Genomic DNA, 19,038 nt, shown 5'->3' with positions numbered 1-19,038 from the left:
ATAGAATGAAGTTGGGCCTACTCGTGTCTGACACGGTGTCCGATCTGTTGCCATCGCCCGGGGTTCACGATCACGGTGTCGCCGGTGAATTTGACGCTGAATGGGTAGCGGCCGCGGTCTACAGTGAAAACATCCTGCATTGCAGCTAGCAGTCTTCGTGGTCCGGCTTTGGTAATCTGAAACACGTCGCGCTCTCCGCTAGCCTCCGCCACCAGGTTTCCGTCTTCCAAACGTACTGTGAGCGATGCGAAATCGCTGAATTTGTATGTACCGACATATTCCCGGAGTGTCGAAGATGGAATGACCAGGTAGGGGTCAGCCTTGGGCTGAGTGACCTGTTGGGGTGGAACAGCAGCCAGAATGGCATCCCACATAAGTTCAGATGCGGCCACGCCGATTTCCATGCTGGGCAGGTTCACGCCCGGCCCAGCTTCAACTTCATTGGTTGAAACAGCGTACAGGACATCGCCATCGAATTCACTTGCAAAGGGTTGAATGCCACGCGCCATGGATGTGTGAACTTGAACAGCGAGGCGTTGAAGCTCTGCAGGGGACATCGTGCGATTGGTGACCACGACACTGATCGTCGTGTTCTTCCGCTCAAATTCCTGAGTGTCCTTATCGCCATTCCAATCCGGCTGCAGACTGGCAGGTGCGGCCCCCATGAGGTCGGAAGCTTTCAGGGTTTCGGGCCAGTTTGTCCCTTTATGGCAGGCGACGACATTGCCATCCCGGTCGGTAACTGCACCCAATGCGTTGACGACGGTGAAGACGGCAATCTTTACGTCGTCGATCTGCCGAAAAGCGCTGCCTTGTCCGGATCGTGCGTTGCACCCGAATATCCCGCCATTCATTGCCGAACGCCCTGCGCCAAACGCGCCGTTCGGAAACACCCCCGGCTTTGCAGCGCGCAAGGCAAGTTGCGCGAGGCGTTTGTCCGGATAGATTTCGTTTAAGCGGCGCCCTCCAAAATCATAAATGATTGATCCAACAACAAGGCCGACATTGTTCCAATGGCCGCCCCGATAGCCATCATCCAATAGTGCGGTGTTTACTGCCGTGGCGGCCTCCAAGCCGTACCAAGAACCACCGGACAGAACGATCGCATCCAGTTCAGGCTGCGTATAGCCAAGTTTGAGATACTCTGCATTCACAGTGCCCGGACCACCTCCGCGAGCATCCACGGCGGCGTTTACCTTCTTGCCAAATTTCAGAACGGTCAGGCCCGTCGGCCCATCTTCATACTGCCCAGTACCGATCTCCAGCATAGGCCAATCAAACTTCAGAGCACTTTCTCCCTCGAAGCCATCATTGATCAAGGCTGGAAGGGTACTTTGGCCGTCAGGTTCTGCGGAAGCGTTTAGCGCACTCGTGGCGCAGGCCGCCAAGGTGAGAACGGAGATTGCAGCACCAATCGCGCGCAGGCCACGGAAATTGTCTCTCTTGATGCGCATGGTGATCCTCGATTGCTGGCTTTGAAAATAGATTACTTATGCAACTGAATGGCGGACAGATGCGATTTGGGAAGAGTGTGGTGCGAAAACCGCACCTGCTAGTTCGCTTGGTCAACATCCTGTGCAACGCGAAATCCGACTGTGAAATAGCCTTGCGATTTTGGACCTGGTAGTCGGTAGCGCGGGGACAAGTAGTCGCCAGCATCACCATAAGAGCCGCCGCGTACTACGTGTTTTCCAGGCGTTGTGCATGTCGTGCGCGCAGAGCCATCCAGCGGCGCACCGTCATAGGTTTCCTGATGGCAGTCTGCTTGCCACTCCCACACATTGCCACGCATGTCGTGGATGCCGAACCGGTCTGCCGGGAAGCTGGCGACGGGCGCGGTTTCCATCCACTGATCGCGTCCTTCCACGACGCCGCCACAGCAATCGACAAGGCCAATATTGGCTTCGTCATGACCGACATGTCCATCATCACCTTCGATGCCGCCGGTTGAAGCCACGTATTCCCATTCGGCCTCCGAAGGCAGCCGAAAGGCCTCACCCGTCTTTTCGCTCAGCCAAGCTGTGTAAGCTTGCGTGTCGTCCCAACTGACGCAGACCACGGGGTGGTCGTCGTCTTGCGCAAATCCGGGGTGTTCCCAATTCGTATCAGGCGCAATGTGCCAGGACTGGTTGTCTGTATAGATATTGCAGATGCCTTCCGACACGTAGCCGGAATCCTCAACGAATGATCGAAAGTCGCCAACGGTCACTTCGGTGACAGAGAAAGCAAACGGACTCTCAATGCTGACTTCATGACGTGGGCCGTCGATCTCTCCATACCCATAATCAACCGTTTCGCCCATGAAGAAGCTGGCTGCTTGAACTGTTGCCATGTCCGGTCTGACGCTTGTTTCGGTATTATTGGAGCATGCCATAAGTGCGAGACTTGCTACGATCAGCGCTGAATATTTCATGTCTAGTCTCCTGACCATGTCCATTTCCAGTCGATTCCGTTTGTGGGTTGAGTCTCCCAGTAGAATTCCTTCCGGGGACGGTCATAGTTGCCGATCTCATTCATTGTGTGCGCATCATAAAGGCGCCCATTGACCATCGTGTAGCGGACGCTGTTCGCATTGCGGATGTCGACGGTAGGATCCTTGTCCAGGATGATGATGTCGGCCAGTTTACCAGCTTTGATGGAGCCGAGCTGGTGATCAAGTCCATAGGTCTTCGCGCCGTTTAATGTTGCAGCACGCAATATATCCAGCGGGGCCATGCCGCTTTCAGCAAACAGCAACATTTCCCAATGCATGGCGATGCCCGAGGCTTGCCCGTGCGAACCGACATTTACAGTAGCGCCAGCTTCGGCAAGTTTGGTGAGTGATCTTCCGACGGACCGGAAGCCGATATCATAGATTTCATCGGAAACGTGAATCGAATGCATGCAGCGTACGTGCAACGGGGCGCCACCTGGGCCTGCAATCGGATTATAGGCATTGTTCACATCCGGAATGAAAGTCCTGACCTTGTCCTCCTTCCAGGGGTCTTCATTCTCATAGATGAAATTCTCGCCAAACAACTCCCCGAAAGTCACGATCAAGGTTGGTGTCATCGACACATCAGAAGCGGCAATGAGCTTTTGAAGATCCTCGTAATAAGTGGCCACGGGGAGGTTGTGTTCGAGATTTGTGTGCCCGTCGATAATCATACCAATATTGGTATAGAACTGACCGGCACCCTCCCCATCAACCATGTATCCGTATTCACGAGCGGCTTGAAGCAACCGCTGACGTTGCGCCCGAGTTGAAAGTTTGTAGCTTTTGAGGATCGATGGCCCAAGCGCGGTACGTCGTTGGAGGACATTGCGTGCATCCTCGATCGAAGCAAGCGGATGATAAACTCCGTCCGTACGACCTTCGAGGCCATGCACTACCTGGCCCGACTTCAACCAGCGCGGCCCTACCAGGTCACCCGTAAGCGTCATCTCACCACTCTCATATGACATGAGATCATTGGAGTAGGGGTCAAAATTCGTAGTAATGCCATAAGCAAGCGCTGCGAGCCGAGTAGGGTGCTGTTGCGGCATGGTGCCAGAGCGGAAACAGCATTCAATATGGCCGTGGGCATCAAACAGGCCCGGCATCAGTGTCTTGCCCTTGATGTCTATCCGGGTCGCGTTCCGGGGTATCTTGACCTTGCTACGCGGGCCAACGGCCGTAATGCGATTGCCTTCAACAATGACGGTGCCGTTCTCGATGACTTCGCCCTCAATCGGAATGATCTTGCCACCTACAAAGGCAATAATGCCTTCAGGTATGTCGGTCTGCATCTCCATTTGTATGGGTGTAGACTGGATCGCAGCTGACTGGGTGGCAGGCTTAACCGACAGGATTTCCGCTCCCATGGTCCAATAAAGTCTGGATGCGTCCGCAGACCAGCTCATCTCATATCCACCAGTCTCGCTGAGGAGACGGGCTGAGGAGTTGTCTTCCATCGACAGAACAATGGGCTCGTCGCGGATGTCGAACGGCATGACGTAGGGGCGATTGTGATACTTGAAGCCCAGCCAGGCCTGATCGGGGCTGAGGCTGAGATTGCGTATGTCCGCGGTCTCAGCGATGGCGTGCTCTTGGGGATCGCCGCCGTCCAGGTTGACGCTCATCAGAACGGAGGATCGTCGGTCGTAGAAGGCGGGTTCGGCGAACAGGAACAAGCGGCTGTCATCGGCGGAGAAGCCGATCAAGCCGGAAGACGGTGAAAGGAATCTGGAAGTTCCTCCGGACGCATCTACGATATAGATGCCTGTTTCCGGACCGGCCGCATTGAACGACGGATCCGGCTCCATGATGCGATACGCGATCAAGTCTCCAGAGTTGGAAAACCGTGGTTCTCGGATCACGCCTCGACTTTCAACGATAGTCCTTTCCTCTCCCGTAGCCGCATTGCGGATGACCAACCGACTGCCGGTCTGATCCGTCCAATTCGTATAGACAATCTTCTGTCCGTCCGGAGACCAGGCAGGGTCGGATTCGGCTGCATCGGAGGTGGTGAGGCGCGCCGGTCTGGCTGGCGCGTCCATCTTGATTTTCCATAGCTTGCCGACCGCGCGGAACAGCATGGTCTGTCCGTTCGGCTGAGGTGCCAGCTGCCGCAGCGTGCGGATGGTGACTTGTTCAGGTGCAAGGTCCTGTTTCACGCGAATGGCTGGCTGAAGCTCGTGCCGCGAGGTCAGGCTGAAAGGAATTTCTTCCGCAGAGGCAGAGTGCGTATCAATGCGAACAATCTTTCCCTTTGCCCAGATCGCAATTGTTCGGTTGTCCGGAAACCAGTCGAAAGATGGATAGTAGTGTTCCTGTGGCAGGTAATCTCCGTGCAGGTCTCGCCCGAGTTCATCATAGATTGGCTGTTCGTACCCGGTTTCCAGGTCTTTGACGAACAGCACGGTCTTTGCGCCCAGACGGCGAATGAAAGCCACTGAATTGCCATCGGGAGAGACTTGCGGAGTCGATGCACCACCGAAGCCGGAAATGGCACGACGCTTTTTCCCCGTCTCCAGATCCAGCTTGTTGATGGCGAAGTTCTTCAGGCCGGTATTCATGTAGACATAGTGATCACCGCCAATACGTTCCGTATAATAAAGATACCGGCCATCGGGCGAAAAACGTGGCTCCTGAACATCCTTGCCACTCTGCGGGGGAGAAACGATGATCTCATCGGACGTGCCATCGAGGTTGTAGAGGTGTATTTCAGAGTTTCGGACACGAAAGATGTCCGAATAGGTTTTCACTGCTGCAATGGATTTCCCGTCAGCGGCCCAAGCCGGACCAGCTATCATGGCGTGCGATTCCTGCGTGATCTGGCGGGCTTCACTGCCATCGACACGCGATACCCAGACATTGTCGGCACCACTTTCGTCGCTCAGATAAGTCAGAAACTGTCCATCTGCACTGAACTGCGGACTACGTTGCGCCACGGAACCCTGATGGATCGCGACGGCCTTACCTCCCGATGCTGGCATAACGTAAATATCGTTCAGGAGGTCGAACGAAATGAACTTCCCGTCTGGACTGACGTCCAGGCTCATCCATGTTCCTTCCGACAAGTCCAGATTGACGGTTTTAACGCCAGTATGACTGCTGAGGCTGTCTCCGGAGGCGGGGGCCGGGTGCGCCGCAGCGTAAGCAAGAACGAATAAAATCAGTAAGCGGATGTGCATTTTTGTCTCTCCTACTGACGTCAGGTTAGCATCTCCGTCAGTTCAGGGGTGATGCAATCTGTCGGTGACCTGGTGCTCATGATGCACCGATCCTAGCGCAATACGCAGTGCCTGTGCGCTTTGGTTGCAGATACATTCCGTGCTTCACCTCAGGAGATTTTCATGAACCAAACAGTCAATACGGTGTGCGGCGTTGCCATGTTCGGCCTTGCCATCGGCACAACAGGGTGCACCAGCCTGCCGACGTCGGACGTGCACGCAACAGCCCCGCAAATCGAGGCAGAATTGATGGCAGTTGATCGCGCTTATGAAGCCTACAATCTCGCGCATGGCTATGAAGCAGCGTCTCTGAAGTTTGTGGATTTTGAAAAAGGTTTCATGATCGAAGCAGGTGAGGGGTTTCTGACAGGCCAGGCGGCTATCATGGCCGAGCGACAGTTGGACATGGTTCCGTCGCCCGTTCATTGGCAGCCTGAAGGCGCTATGGGTGCGGCGAGTGGTGATTTGGGAATCACTTGGGGAAGTTTCGTCGTCGATGGCGATCCCGATACGACGGGTGATTATGTAACCGTCTGGCGGAAAGTGAACGGCGAGTGGAAGATCGTAACTGATACGGCAGTCGACGATCCTGACCCAGCTGATTAACCGGGAAAGTCGGGCGCAACGCCAATTCATCCTGCTTTTCGTGAATGAACTTCATGACATGAGGCGTGGGGTGAGTTGATGTTGTGCCAATCAGCTTATAACTCATCATGTTGCGGCTAGCCTTGATTTGCTGGCCAGTCTTGCAGCATCGCTTCCATGGTTGGTTCGCCAATTTGGCGATTGTAAACGCCTGAATAAATACGCGTTATCCAAGTCCGCATCACGTCCTTGCTGATTGATGTGTCCATTCCGTTCGGATGGTACATCAGATCAAGTGCGGGCGGTGACTCGGAGTTTAGTTGAGGCATCTTGTAGGAAACCGATTCGAACGTAAGGCACCCGAGTCTCTCATAGTAGCGTTTCCGCCTGCGTTGCAGTCTGCGTTCCGCCTCTGGGCCACATTCGGCCTCGACTTCGATCAACAAGGTGCGACCATGCGATAATTCCAGAGCATGTTCGAACAGCGCTTGTCCGATGCCCTGTCCTCGGCACCCTTGTCGTGTCGCGAGATATTCGAGAAGCGAGAAGGTGTTCTGATCAGGGAGAAAGATTACCGAAAAGCCGACCACCTGCTTGCCTCGCCTAGCCGCGATCACTGCGTAGTCATTTCGCTCCAACAGTGTGGCAAGCTCGGCCCTGGTTTTGCGCTCAGCTGCGGGAAGGGCGCTTTCATAGATCCCGAAGACTGCATCGAAATCGTCCGGGGCTGCCAGGGCCCCAGATATACGTGAAAGCTGCATGTATCGCTCCTGACAGGTGCAAAATGGACGTTTTCGATGATGCGCACACGATAGTCTGGTACCATGGCACGGCAGTAATTTGTAATCGGCGTGCAAGCATGAAATCGCGTTCCCGCCCTGGTTCATTCAAATGGCACGTCATGCGAGCGAAGCACTGAAGCACTCCGGTTCGTTAATCGGGGCCGATCTGTGTCGAGGCGACGCCCGTCGCATGATCTACACTGCGGAGATTGAAAGTGTAAATCAGCTGCTCTCTGTACTCGTGGACGATTGTTGCCATGGTCACCTGACTGTTTGCTTGGCTTTGGCAAGCAAACAGTCAGCGCGTGACTGTCTTAATGTTCGATAAGGGGTGATAATTAGTGACGCCAATTTTTTGAATGCTGAGGTTGATGGCAGGTGTTGCAGGCCTTTGGCGATGCTGTCGGTTCCCGCCTGTGCAACCAATATGATTGGTATGGGTTGATTGTCTTTGAGGAGACAATTGATGACACGCAAGACTTTAGATCATCTGGGCTATCCGCGATCCACCGCCAAAGAAGCTGGCGAGATCCAGAAAGCTGCCGAGAGACGGCGCGAGCAGATGCTGCCCGGGAACGGCCCGTTCGAGCCAATACAGGAAGCGCCGGTGAGTCACTTCAAGGGTGAGGACGATTCAGTTGAATTGGGACCCGAACCGGAAATCGGTCCCGTCGTTACTGAAAATACATTGGTTGATGAAGAGTCCCGGGACTCGTGATGACGCATTAACCGCGCAACATTGTCTCCAGGTCCGCAATGGACCTGCTCCTTTTCCTGCGGGAACTTGCATTTTTGTCTAGCCGATTCAGGAAGGTTTCAGTCCACCAATAGACGTCGTGCAGAGAAATTTCATCCCACATGGCCTGATGGCGTTCAATTCGTTCGGTTAGGGGCATGGCGACGGCTTTGCGTATCGCGCCAGCAATAGAGGACGGATCGAAGGGGTTGACCGTCAGGGCGCCAATGCCCAGCTGCTCTGCCGCCCCCGCAGATTCCGAGAGTATCAGTACACCGGGATCACTGGAATCCTGCGCAGTCACGTATTCTTTCGCCACCAGATTCATTCCATCGATCAGTGGTGTGACGAGACCAATCGCAGCCCGTCGATAGAGGCCTGCCAGATAGTCGCGGGGCACAGCGCGATGGATGTACTGGATAGGCATGTATCCAAGCTCGGCAAACTCTCCATTGACCTCACCGGATAACTGCTCAAGCTGGCGCCGGATATCCTGGTAGGCTTCCACATTTTCGCGCGTCGGCGATGCGATTTGCAACAGTGTAAGGCGCTCACTTTCGGAATCCTGATCTTCCAGAAAGCGCTGAAATCCGCGGAACTTGTGAGGCAGTCCTTTTGAATAATCCAATCGGTCCACGCCGATCAGAAGTTTCTGGCCAGGGTCGATCCGGGGTGACGTCATTTCCTGCGTCTCGGCTGTCTGCCGGAACGTCTCTGCATCTATCCCAATTGGAAAGCTGGCCGCCCAGATATCCTGACCTTTGCAGCGGATTCTCCCGTCTGACAGCAACTGTCCGCCGAATGTGGCGCGGCAAACCTCGATCAGTGCAGAGACATCGCGTTGGGTTTGCAATCCCACAAGATCGTACGCAGCCAACCAATCCAGCAAGAATTCTTTGTGAGACATCGCGCGTACATTGTTCGAGGATGGGAATGGCGTGTGCAGAAAGAAACCGATCGGATTGTTGACGCCCAATTTGCGCAGTTCCGCAGCGAGAGGAATGAAGTGATAATCATGGATCCAGATCACATCGCCCTCCTGGATCAGGTTGACAGATGCTTCCGCCATCTTCCTGTTGACGCTGCTATAAGCTGCGAGTTGTCCTTCTTCGACATCCAGAAGGTCTGTGCGACCATGGAAAAGCGGCCACAGGACGGAGTTCGAATATCCCAGGTAATAGTCGTTGTATTCGCCTTCCGGCAGATGAAGCGCGTGCCGGTCAAAGCTGGCTCCTTCATATGACTGGAGCGTATGCTGGCCTGTTCCGCTTTTCCCGGGCGTGGCGCCAATCCACACTCCCCCTCGCTGCTCCATCGTTCTTCCCAAGGCAACGACCAGTCCCCCAGACGGCGATGATCCCAATGGCAATCGGTTCGAAAAAACTACGAGTCTGGACACAGCATCCTCATCTTCTGGTTGATCAACGGCATTCCGGCCACAATGATCAACCAACTCGCTAGAGCTGAAAAAGTTGCGCCAAAATGAAGCAAACTGGCAGCTGGTTATTGGCGCGAGGAATTGGAGGAAATCTGTATAGTGAGCGTTTTGGCGAGCGCTGTACTTGCTGAACTATGAGTGCGCAAACTCTAGTGTTCTGCGTCACCTCCCAACAGGATCGCGCCGATCAGACCGGCATCATCTCCCAAGGCCGGAGTGCAAATGAGGTCTTCGGCAATCGGGTAATCCATTCCGAGATAGCCGTTCATCTGACGAACGAATTCGACGTGTATGCGGCTCAGCAGGTGCGGCGCCAACATAAGCCCCCCGCCCAGAATGATTCGGTTCAGGCGGGCTGTCAGGAACAAGCTGCGGCACGCCTGAGCCAGGTAATCAGCCGTGACGTCCCAAACAGGATGATCTTGTGGAAGTTCACTAGGGTCCCCGGCCCGGGCGTGCACGGCCGTGGCGGAGGCAAGACCTTCCAGACAATCTTCATGATATGAGCAAACGCTATTGAAGCTTGAGTCCAAGGGATGACGGTTCACAGGTATGTGGCCAAACTCCGGATGGTGGGGGTGTGCCAAGAGCTGATTATTGGCAAAAACACCTGCGCCAATACCGGTGCCAATAGTGACATAGGCAGCGGAGTCCACATGCTTCGCTGCTCCGTATGCCATCTCTGCCCTTAGAGCGCCGTTCACATCCGTGTCCAAGCGAACAGGTACTCCCATAGCAGAGCCGAACGCGGTCTTGAGGTCGGTTAGGGACCAACCGGGCTTTGGTGTTTGTAAAATGGTGCCATAAGTTGAAGACCGCGGATCGATATCGATCGGCCCGAAGCTGGCGATTCCGAACGAAGACAGGCGGTCGGTTTCGAAAACGGGCCGAAAAAAATTGATGCAGCTGGAAATAGTTTCGTCTGGTGTCGAGACTTTGACGCGAAACTTCTGAACGATGTTACCTTTATCGTCCATGATGCCACATTTGAACGTGGTGCCGCCAGCATCGATTCCGCCGCGAAAGTTTCTGGTCGACATAACCCGTTCCCCGATCATTTCAGAACTTCGAATATTCATTTGCAATCGATTGTATTTTTGTTATCACAATCGCGGAGGAGACAACAAGATGACAAGAACACAAGTAGGGTCTGGCAAAAAGGGCGTCTCTGTAGCGCTCGTTTCCGCACTCACTTACGCGATGTTCTTTATGTTCGCCATGACGACCGATGCGGTCGGCGAGATCATCAAGATCGCGCGTGTGGACATGAATCTTTCCAATACTGAGGCGAGCGCGTTTCATTGGGCAACAATGATTGCGATTGCCATGAGCGGGATCGGTCTGGGCTTTCTCGCGGATCGCTTCGGACGCAAGAAGACGATCATAGGTGGTTTGGCAATGTATGGCGTCGCCAGCGCACTTTTCATGACAGGCCAGTCCTTTCAGCTCTACTTTACACTGCTCTTCATTTCTGGCCTCGCCATCGGAGTGTTCAAGACCTCCGCATTGGCGTTGGTTGGAGACCTCGCGAATTCCACGGATGATCACACGTCACGCATGAACGCCGTCGAGGGCTTCTTCGGCGTCGGGGCCATCATCGGCCCATTGCTGGTAGTGTGGCTGACGGGACAGGGCTTGTCCTGGACCTGGCTGTACATGATTGCCGCATGTTTGTGCGCGCTGATGATCATCGCTGCGCTGGTGACAGAGTATCCACCTATTACCGGTGAGAAGGAGACGCCAGCGTCGGTACGACACACGCTGTCACTTTTGGGTAATGCGCACGCGCTTGGTTTTTCCATGGCCATCGCCCTCTATGTCGCCTGCGAAGTCGCTATCTTTGTTTGGCTGCCAACCTTTCTCGAAGGGTTCACCGGAACCAACACCGCCATGATGTTTGCGGCATATGCGGTGATGATTTTCTTTGTATTGCGTGCTGTCGGACGGTTTCTTGGGGCTTGGATTCTCCGCATCGTTGACTGGAAGTTGGTAATGATGGCGTTCACCGCGATCATTTTTGGCTGTTTCCTCGCAAGTGCGCTGATCGGTAAATCTGCGGCGGTTTTCCTGCTGCCGCTATCGGGCCTGTTCATGTCGATGATCTATCCGACTCTGAACTCCAAGGGCATCAGCTGTTTTCCAAAGAGTGATCATGGCGCAGTCGCAGGACTGATCCTGTTTTTTACCGCCGCGTCGGCGGCTTTTGCGCCTCTGCTGATGGCGGTGGCCAGTGATATGTTTGGCGGAGGCGACATGCGGATTGGCTTCGTCCTCGCGACAGGCTTTGCAGGCTTATTGTTCGTGATGGGGCTTGTGAACTGGATTGCAAACCCTGCAGCGGCCGCTCTCAAGGCTGCAGACCAGTCGGAATATTCCTGAGGATAGTTTATGAGTCGCCGTACAGCGCCGATCCCTGATCCATGCGAGCTATCCTTTTCGGGAGACATTCGTCATCCAGATCTTTGGTTGTGGGACTCTTGGACGATTCAGTCGGGGGAAGGGCACTTGCATCTATACTGTCTGGCGCTCAGTCGGACGGACTTCGATGGATCAGCAATCCTGCCGCCGCAGCGCAACGACCATTCCTTTCATATTCGGCATTTCCGTTCAGCCGACAATGGTCTCTCGTGGCGCGATCAAGGTGTGGCGATCCAGCCCGGCGGCGCGTCCGATGGCGCAGATGCGTTCAACGTGTGGAGTGGTTCTGTCATCATGGGAAAAACGGGCCAAACCCTCTTCGGATATACCGGGGTCCGTAACATCTCCCCGGCGCGAACTTTCCTCCAGACTATTTGTGTAGGGGCAGGCCCAACACCGGATGCCATGACCACTGTGCCTGCTGCCTCGATCAGTTGTCCCCTGCGCGACTATGACCAGATCACCCGCCTGGGGTTTTATCTGGGGCCACTGGATAGACTGGGTGACCGGGCTGGAGAAGAGGGCGGTCCCATAATGGCTTGGCGCGATCCGTTCCTGGTGCGGGATCACAATGACGAACTCAATGCCTTCTGGTCTGCCAAGATCGGACCAACGAGGCCTGCCATAGCGCGCGCGCGACTCACGGAAGGGCCGGCTGGCGTCTCGATGACGGAGTTGCTGCCTCCGATCGAACTGCCCGACGCAGCCGAGTATACTCAGTCTGAAGTCCCGAAACTCTATCACGACAAAGCATCGGATCTCTGGCTACTCCTCGTATCAGCCTGTAATCGCCAATATGAAGGCCAGCCTGATAGCGAAGTTGAGTTTCAGCAAAGACTGTACACATCAGCATCATTGGATGGGCAATGGGAGTCAGCGTTGGTGTCTGGTAGCGTGCTGACAGGCCTTGATGGCATGTTCGGATGTAGTCTTGTGGACCATGATCTTGTGGCGGGTACGTTGAGCGTACTCGGTCCGTTCACTGAGCAAGCGGGCCCGGAGAAGCAGCTGAGTTTTCCGCCAGTGCGAAATGTTTCTCTGACTTCGGTGTCTGGTCCAGCAGCGTAGCCTAGCGCGATCCACCGCTTGATTCACGAACGATCAGCTGCGTGGGCGTTAACTCCGACTTGGCAGTCTCACCGGCCAGTTGAGCGAGTAGTTTTTCCACCATCAGTTCGCCGCCACGGGCTATGTTCTGGTCAATTGTCGTGAGTGACGGGGTTGCCATACCAGCTTGTGCAATATTGTCGTAACCGACTACAGCTACATCATCTGGCACAGAAATGCCGCGTGCGTTGAGCGCCAGCAAAGCGGACATTGCCAAAACATCAGAGGCGGCAAAGATGGCATCAAATTTCTTGCCCGAATCCAAAAATTGAAGAACTTCCTCGAACGCATTTTTCGCGCCGAATTCAATGTCCAGAGTCAACGTATCGTCCCAGCGTACGCCACGTTCGTCATGTGCCTTGAGAAATCCATTGTATCGCAGCTGGACCTCAGGAAGGCGACCCGGCCCCAGGAACAATATACGTTTTCGAGCAATCGAAAGAAGATGGTCACCCGCAAGTCGACCGCCTTCGACATTGTCACTTCCGACAAGTGTGTAGTTTAGGTGACCAGCGTTGCCACCCCAGACGACGACTTTGCGACCCAGGGGTCCTAGCTCTTCAAGCCGTTGCGACATGCCTGCCTGGCCGATCACGATCAGGCCATCGGCTTTACCCGTCTGCAGAAGGCGGCGTTCCGCGATCGTTTCGTCTTCACGTGGAATACTCACGATCAGGTCATAGCCATTTCTTGAGGCGGCCTGACTGACCGCTCCAACCATTTCCAGATAGAAGGGGTCTGAGATAGTCTGGCCAGATTCCGGTCGTAGCGGGATGACTATTCCGATTGCCTCGGACGATTGGCGCCTAAGATTTCGCGCGGAGGCATTGACTGCATAGCCGGTCTCGGCCGCGATATCGAGGATCAGACGCTTGGTCTTTTCCTTCACCAACGGACTATCGTTCAGAGCGCGCGAAACCGTCGAGACATCAACCTCGGCCAACTTGGCAAGCTCTGCCATAGTCATCTTTCGGTGCGACTTGCTTGCGTGCTCGCTCATGTCGCCTGAATTCCTCTCGTCATGACGTCTTGTTGTCTGCGGCCTGAATTGCCGATTAAACGGGCATATAAGGACCGATGTGTCCCGCACACAGGGCGAATTATCCATTATAAATCAAGCTGAGTCACAAAGGGAATAGCGAGACCTCGAAATTATGTGATCTTGCAGAAGTAACTGTGGGCGTGGCTAGCACTTCCTCCTGAAAAGATGGGAGCCTGCCAGTGTGAATGGCAGGCTCCGAAAAGGACTGGCTTTCTCAGCTACAATGCAGGAGGCAATCAGAAGCGGTATCTGAGAGTTGCAGTCGCGGAGGTGCCGTTGATCGAGCGGGCAACGATGACATCTGCAGCACCATCGCCATCGGTGTCGAACACTCGGCCGTTCTCGGCTTCTGTGAACAGGACTTCGTCGAACACGTTGTTCACGCCAACTGACAAGGTAGCCTGTTCGGAGATGTCCCAATCAGCGAAGAAATTTGTAATCGTTGCGCCGGGCATCACATAGACGTTGTCATCATCAACATAAGTGTCCGTGGTGCCGGTAAAGTTCACTCCGATGCGCCCCAGACCGTCGATCGTGTAACTTGGTGTAAGGGACCAGATCCAATCTGCCTGACGGCGCGGCGTGTTTCCGATATTGGCAGGCGCGGTATCGCTATCGTCTATTTCGGCATCAGTGAAGGTCACCGATCCTGACAAGTCCAGGCCGCCATAACCATATTTGAATTCAGTTTCGATACCCTGCGAGACATAGGTATTGCCCAGCGCCGTCATGGTCGTGATTTCGTAATTATCCTCTTTTGTCTCTGCATTGAAATAGGTGACATAGAGGTCAAGCTGTCCCGGAATGGCGTCACTGGATTCTTGCCATTTCACACCTGCTTCGAATTGTTCCGTCTCATCGACATATGTCTCTTCACCACCAGGGACGAGTCCGCCACCTGCATTTAGCGAATTGAACAATTGCCGCTCGCCATTGAAGGCTGCACCGTCGCTGTAGCGTCCGAATACGGAGAGTGTATCTGAAACCAGATAGTTCGCGCCGAGAGTGAAGGAGGTGTGGTCTACCTCGAAGTTGGCGATGCCACCTTGGCCAGTATTGAGCGATACCATCATTTCCGGGGCGTCAATAATGCCGTCGCCATCTACATCAAATGCGCCGCCAGCGCCTTCGGTGCGTGTCCCGGTTTGCTCTATCGTGTCGAAGCGTACTGAACCGTCAATCGTCAGACCGTTATCAAGTGCCCAACTTCCTGCCACAAAAGGTGCGCGGGCCTGATATTCGAGGTCATAATTGCGGTTGGTGCCCGTCCAACCGAAAGCTTGGTTGTAGCCAAGAATTCCATTGTCGGTGAAGCCATTCACGTCGATCAAAGCCGCATTGGTGTCAGTTGATGTCAGGAACCGATTCCAGTGCCAATCCTGAACGAATTTCTGATTCATGAAGAAGTACCCGGCCGTCAGGTCCAATGAAGAGCCTTCAAAGGCCAGAGATTTGGAGGCGCGCAACTCGCTCGCAAAATTGCTCATATCGTCGAGGTCGGTGTTGAAGTAGGCAACTTCCGAAACGTAGGGGTTGCCCGTTGCGGCCGCCAGCGATGCGGAGGTCACCGGATTGCCCGCGCCGGGACCGTTGAAGAAGCTCCCTGACGCGCCGCCATAAGTGGATGCCAGAACAGTATCGGCATCGCCCACAAAGTGCGTGAAAGGAGCGTTGAAATAGCCTGAGATGTCTTGGTAACGGGCCTTGGCGTCCAGATTTATTCCTGCACCAATATCGAAGTTTGCCTCAACACCTAGAGACTTGATTTGTGTGCGGATGCCATCTGCAAGGTCGTAATTGTTGACGGTATTGTTGCCATCAACATCGCGTCCATTCCGAATGTAGGGGCTGTGCAGGCTGTCATTCGTCGCTGAGAAGCCAGCGATGCTGTCGGTGACTTCATCACCAGACAGACCAGCAGCTTGTGGCATGTATGTCGCGTCGGCTTTGTCCAACCACTTCGAGTTCACGCGTATGAAGCCGTTCTCGAATTCCTTGGTGAGGCTGGCGCGAATTTGACCGCCACTGACCGCATCAAAGCCAAGATCACGATAGTCTCCACCTTGTTGCCAATGGCCTCCAACATGGAAGTAGACAGTGTCAGTCAGCGCGCCCCCATACTCGAATTCTGCCCGGTAATCATCATGATCGAGTCCCGTGCTGAGTGCGATCGAACCACCTTCTGTGCTTCCAGTTTTGGAAATGAAGTTGATGATGCCGCCAGGGCCGTTTGTGGTCAGCGTGGAGGCCGTACCGCCCCGAACCGACTCAACGCGGTCAAGTGTACCGTCCACTTTGTAGAAGCCATCGGCAGGCGCGAAGTCGAAATCTCCGAACAACAGTATCGGCAGCCCGTCTTCCTGAAGGCTCACATACTTTGCCCCACCTGTGGATAGCGGCATTCCTCGGACCGCTATATTGGAGTTACCGCCGCCGGCGGAACTTTCGGCACGAATGCCGGGCAGGGCGCGAAAGATTTCTGCGGTGCTGCGCGGGGCAGTCTTCATCAGCTCGTCTTGATTTAGACTGCTGACAGATATGGAACTGTCGAGTCGGTTTTGACCGCCTGCCTTTATGATGCCGGTCACGATGATGGTTTGTTGTCGAGCCTCTGCCTCAGTTGCACTCAAAGTTTCTTGAGTGAACGCGGTGCCATTCGCCAGGGCAAATGCGCCAGCACTAAGCAAAAGTGTATTGCGAACAATCGACATGACTTTTTCCTCCCTATCACTGCTGGTGTGTGCACCAGTCGATTTCTAGACCGGCACGTCCCGGTTGGCTCTTCATAATATCAAAATACAATCGATTGCAATACATAAATACAATCGATTGTAATGGGTTCACCAAGGGAAGAGTGCGAATGAGACGATAGTTGAAGAGAAACGGCGCACTTCTTGCTCTTTTCAGTTTACAGCAGAATTTCGCATCGGTGCAATTGCCCATCCTTGGAAGTTAGTCATGACAACACGCAAACTCCTGGAGTCCAAACCAAAGATCATGGCACGACTTCCATGGTCCGCGAAACATCGCGAACGCCTTGAAGATATCTTTGCGCCTGCTGAACTGGTTTTCGTCGAGCGAGAGGATCAAGTCGCCATCGACACAGCTCTCCAGACTTGCGAAGTCGCCCTGATTGATGGCGTGATGGATGATCGCTATCTTGCTGCGCCCAAGCTGAAATGGGTGCATTGCGACCAGTCTGGCCTCGATGGTTATGCACCACAGAGGCTGAGTGACAGCGATCTTGTTGTGACTTCTTCGAAGGGCCGGTCTGGTCCGGTGCTCGCCGAACACGCTGTCTTCTTCATGCTCTCGCTGGTGTACAGGGCATCGACCCTTGCGCGCGCCCAGCGGCGCCGCGTCTGGGGCATCCGGGATCAGGATACCTTACGCGGGCTAAATGGCCGGAACATATCCATCATAGGCTATGGGGCGACAGGAGAGTGCCTTGCCCGTCAGTGCCAGAGCTTTGAAATGAATATCAGGGCATATCGGCGGAAAGATATTCCGGCCAAAGTCCCCGGTGTGCAAATGTATAGCGCTACGCGCGGGGATAGCTTGTTGGATGCTGTGCGGGATTCGGATTTCGTGGTGATGTGTGCGTCGCTCAATGACCACAGTTATCGAATGCTGGGGGCGCGTGAAATTGCTGCGATGGCGCCGGGAAGCTATTTGATCAATGTTGCGCGTGCACAGCTTGTCGATGAGGGGGCAATGATCTCGGCATTGGAGTCCGGACACTTGGCAGGCGCGGGACTGGACGTAACAGACCCCTATGAGCCGCTTCCTCCGTGGCATCGGCTTTGGTCAGCGCCAAACATAATGATCACGCCGCATTTCACACCGCAAATGCCTGACCGAACTTCCCGCACGCTGGATATGGTCGAGGAAAACTACGCCCGGTACTTGAAGGGAGAAGACCTGCTTCACAGCTTCTCGAAAGAAGACGTGTTCTCGCTAACCCCTGAGTTAAAGCGGTTTCGCGGTCGCCACCGTCTGTTGTCAGCCTGGAACAGAATCGGGCGTTGGATTGGCTAATTGGGGTAGAGGCACAGATGGTGACTGATCCGGTTTGATAAGGCGCCGAGACGCCCAGGCAGAAACAGCCTCACAGACCAAAGCGGTTGCCGTTACGGTTATTCGCCATCCGGCCAGTCTTTGAAGTTTTTTGAACGGGAAAGCGTGACGCTTGTGATCGCGCAAAAAATTCTCTTGCCGCTCGAAGTCATGCGACAGCCCCCATTTATCGTAGAAATATCTCTCGGCGCGCATAACGCGCGCACGACTCCAGCGAACGCAAAAATAGGGTCGATCTCGCCAAGTCAGCTTTTTGCCGACTGCGTAGGCCACGACCGACTCCGGTTCGTAAAAGATCTTCCAGCCTTTTTTGCGCGCCATCAGCGCCATGTCTATTTCATCGGTGAACCCAACAAGGTTCGGATCAAAAGGCCCTATTTCCCGGATCATTTCCGTGCGGGCCAGGACAACATGAAATTCGGTGCAACCTGTTTCCTGCCGAACGAGGTCGTTCTTGGTGGACAGATAAGGTTGGTGTTCGAAACCATGACGACGGTGGATGGTTTTGCCATTCTCACCCTCGTCAATATCGAGAATGCCGCCCGCATGATGAATGCTGAGGTCCGGCATTCTGGCCGCTGGTCCAACCAGAATAGTGGGGGTTACCAGTCCTGCGCCGGTTTCATCTGCACATTGGATCAGAGTGTCCAGCCACCCGGGCTGAAAAACAACATCATTGTCGATGAATGCTATGTACTCGGTGTTAATTAATGGCAGCGCGGTGTTGCGAGCGTCATTGGGCGTCAGGAACCCGTCCCGCCGGATGTAAGTGTGTCCCCGCGTTTCCACTTCAGTCTTCAGAACATGTGCGATGTCTCGCGGCGAACCACCGTCAATATAGACCATTTGGAATGGCGTATCGGTCATGTCAAAGCAGGAACTCAATGACATCTCAGCCTGTTCGAAACGCTCTCTCGGTGAAACGACAATCGTTACACGGGCAATTTGTGGGGGCGTGATTTCGTTGTTCATTTGTACGAATTTGCTTTCTTTTCGAGAAAAACGAAGTTCAAATACGTTGAGTCATGGGGAAGTGACTGGAAAAACAATAGCATCCCATGCGATTTTCATACCGAAATCTGGAAGAACATCAATTTCTTTGGCTCGAATATTGCGCTGTCCCTATTATCTTCCTCTTGCATGCCATTGAGTTCCAAGC

The 19,038-nt window shown here is 54.2% G+C and carries 14 protein-coding genes; 5 read left to right on the top strand and 9 right to left on the bottom strand.

From position 1 onward, the window contains the following. Window positions 1–17: 17 nt before the first annotated feature. The 3 genes from B3527_RS01945 to B3527_RS01935 form a co-directional block, all read right to left on the bottom strand. The gene (locus B3527_RS01945; RefSeq protein WP_290479499.1) at window positions 18–1,454 is read right to left on the bottom strand and encodes a P1 family peptidase; all 1,437 of its coding nucleotides are present in this window, start codon (window positions 1,452–1,454) and stop codon (window positions 18–20) included. Between the two features lie 98 nt (window positions 1,455–1,552). Continuing rightward, entirely contained in the window at window positions 1,553–2,413 is an 861-nt protein-coding gene (locus B3527_RS01940; protein WP_290479498.1) for a formylglycine-generating enzyme family protein, read from the bottom strand. A 2-nt stretch (window positions 2,414–2,415) separates the two neighbouring features. After that, a complete protein-coding gene (locus B3527_RS01935) occupies window positions 2,416–5,655 on the bottom strand; it encodes an amidohydrolase family protein (RefSeq protein ID WP_290479497.1) in 3,240 nt (1,079 codons plus the stop codon). Window positions 5,656–5,817: 162 nt separating this feature from the next. Here B3527_RS01935 and B3527_RS01930 point away from each other — a divergent pair, with 162 nt between their 5' ends. Next, window positions 5,818–6,300: a hypothetical protein gene (locus B3527_RS01930; protein WP_290479496.1), complete on the top strand. Its 483-nt coding sequence runs from the start codon at window positions 5,818–5,820 to the stop codon at window positions 6,298–6,300. A gap of 116 nt (window positions 6,301–6,416) precedes the next feature. On the opposite strand, the gene B3527_RS01925 is transcribed toward B3527_RS01930, so the two are convergent. Next, the gene (locus B3527_RS01925) at window positions 6,417–7,040 is read right to left on the bottom strand and encodes a GNAT family N-acetyltransferase (protein WP_290479495.1); all 624 of its coding nucleotides are present in this window, start codon (window positions 7,038–7,040) and stop codon (window positions 6,417–6,419) included. Window positions 7,041–7,527: 487 nt separating this feature from the next. Here B3527_RS01925 and B3527_RS01920 point away from each other — a divergent pair, with 487 nt between their 5' ends. Then, window positions 7,528–7,779, top strand: coding sequence for a hypothetical protein (locus B3527_RS01920; RefSeq protein WP_290479494.1), 252 nt, complete (start codon window positions 7,528–7,530; stop codon window positions 7,777–7,779). A 7-nt stretch (window positions 7,780–7,786) separates the two neighbouring features. Here the strand turns inward: B3527_RS01920 and B3527_RS01915 are convergent, their stop codons facing one another. Further along, window positions 7,787–9,196, bottom strand: a complete 1,410-nt coding sequence (locus tag B3527_RS01915; RefSeq protein ID WP_290479493.1) for an alpha,alpha-trehalose-phosphate synthase (UDP-forming) — start codon at window positions 9,194–9,196, stop codon at window positions 7,787–7,789. A gap of 188 nt (window positions 9,197–9,384) precedes the next feature. Then, window positions 9,385–10,275, bottom strand: coding sequence for an ROK family protein (locus tag B3527_RS01910; protein ID WP_206990550.1), 891 nt, complete (start codon window positions 10,273–10,275; stop codon window positions 9,385–9,387). An 88-nt stretch (window positions 10,276–10,363) separates the two neighbouring features. Between B3527_RS01910 and B3527_RS01905 the strand changes: the two genes are divergently transcribed. Together B3527_RS01905 and B3527_RS01900 are read left to right on the top strand one after the other, a co-directional pair. Then, window positions 10,364–11,614, top strand: a complete 1,251-nt coding sequence (locus B3527_RS01905) for an MFS transporter (protein WP_206990549.1) — start codon at window positions 10,364–10,366, stop codon at window positions 11,612–11,614. Between the two features lie 126 nt (window positions 11,615–11,740). Next, a complete protein-coding gene (locus B3527_RS01900) occupies window positions 11,741–12,721 on the top strand; it encodes a hypothetical protein (RefSeq protein WP_290479492.1) in 981 nt (326 codons plus the stop codon). A gap of 1 nt (window position 12,722) precedes the next feature. Here the strand turns inward: B3527_RS01900 and B3527_RS01895 are convergent, their stop codons facing one another. Next, window positions 12,723–13,760: a LacI family DNA-binding transcriptional regulator gene (locus tag B3527_RS01895; RefSeq protein ID WP_290479491.1), complete on the bottom strand. Its 1,038-nt coding sequence runs from the start codon at window positions 13,758–13,760 to the stop codon at window positions 12,723–12,725. A 278-nt stretch (window positions 13,761–14,038) separates the two neighbouring features. Next, window positions 14,039–16,513, bottom strand: coding sequence for a TonB-dependent siderophore receptor (locus B3527_RS01890; RefSeq protein WP_290479490.1), 2,475 nt, complete (start codon window positions 16,511–16,513; stop codon window positions 14,039–14,041). Between the two features lie 247 nt (window positions 16,514–16,760). Here B3527_RS01890 and B3527_RS01885 point away from each other — a divergent pair, with 247 nt between their 5' ends. Further along, the gene (locus tag B3527_RS01885; protein ID WP_290479489.1) at window positions 16,761–17,840 is read left to right on the top strand and encodes a D-2-hydroxyacid dehydrogenase; all 1,080 of its coding nucleotides are present in this window, start codon (window positions 16,761–16,763) and stop codon (window positions 17,838–17,840) included. Here the strand turns inward: B3527_RS01885 and B3527_RS01880 are convergent. Continuing rightward, on the bottom strand, window positions 17,805–18,851 hold the full coding sequence (locus B3527_RS01880; RefSeq protein WP_290479488.1) for a glycosyltransferase family 2 protein: 1,047 nt from the start codon (window positions 18,849–18,851) through the stop codon (window positions 17,805–17,807). The two genes, B3527_RS01885 and B3527_RS01880, sit on opposite strands and share 36 nt — an antisense overlap. Window positions 18,852–19,038 lie beyond the last annotated feature (187 nt).

It is taken from the genome of Hyphomonas sp. UBA4505, from assembly GCF_002388685.1.
GTDB lineage: Bacteria > Pseudomonadota > Alphaproteobacteria > Caulobacterales > Hyphomonadaceae > Hyphomonas.
The sequence above is the reverse complement of the archived record's forward strand: the minus strand, read 5'-3'. Positions and strand labels throughout refer to the sequence as shown.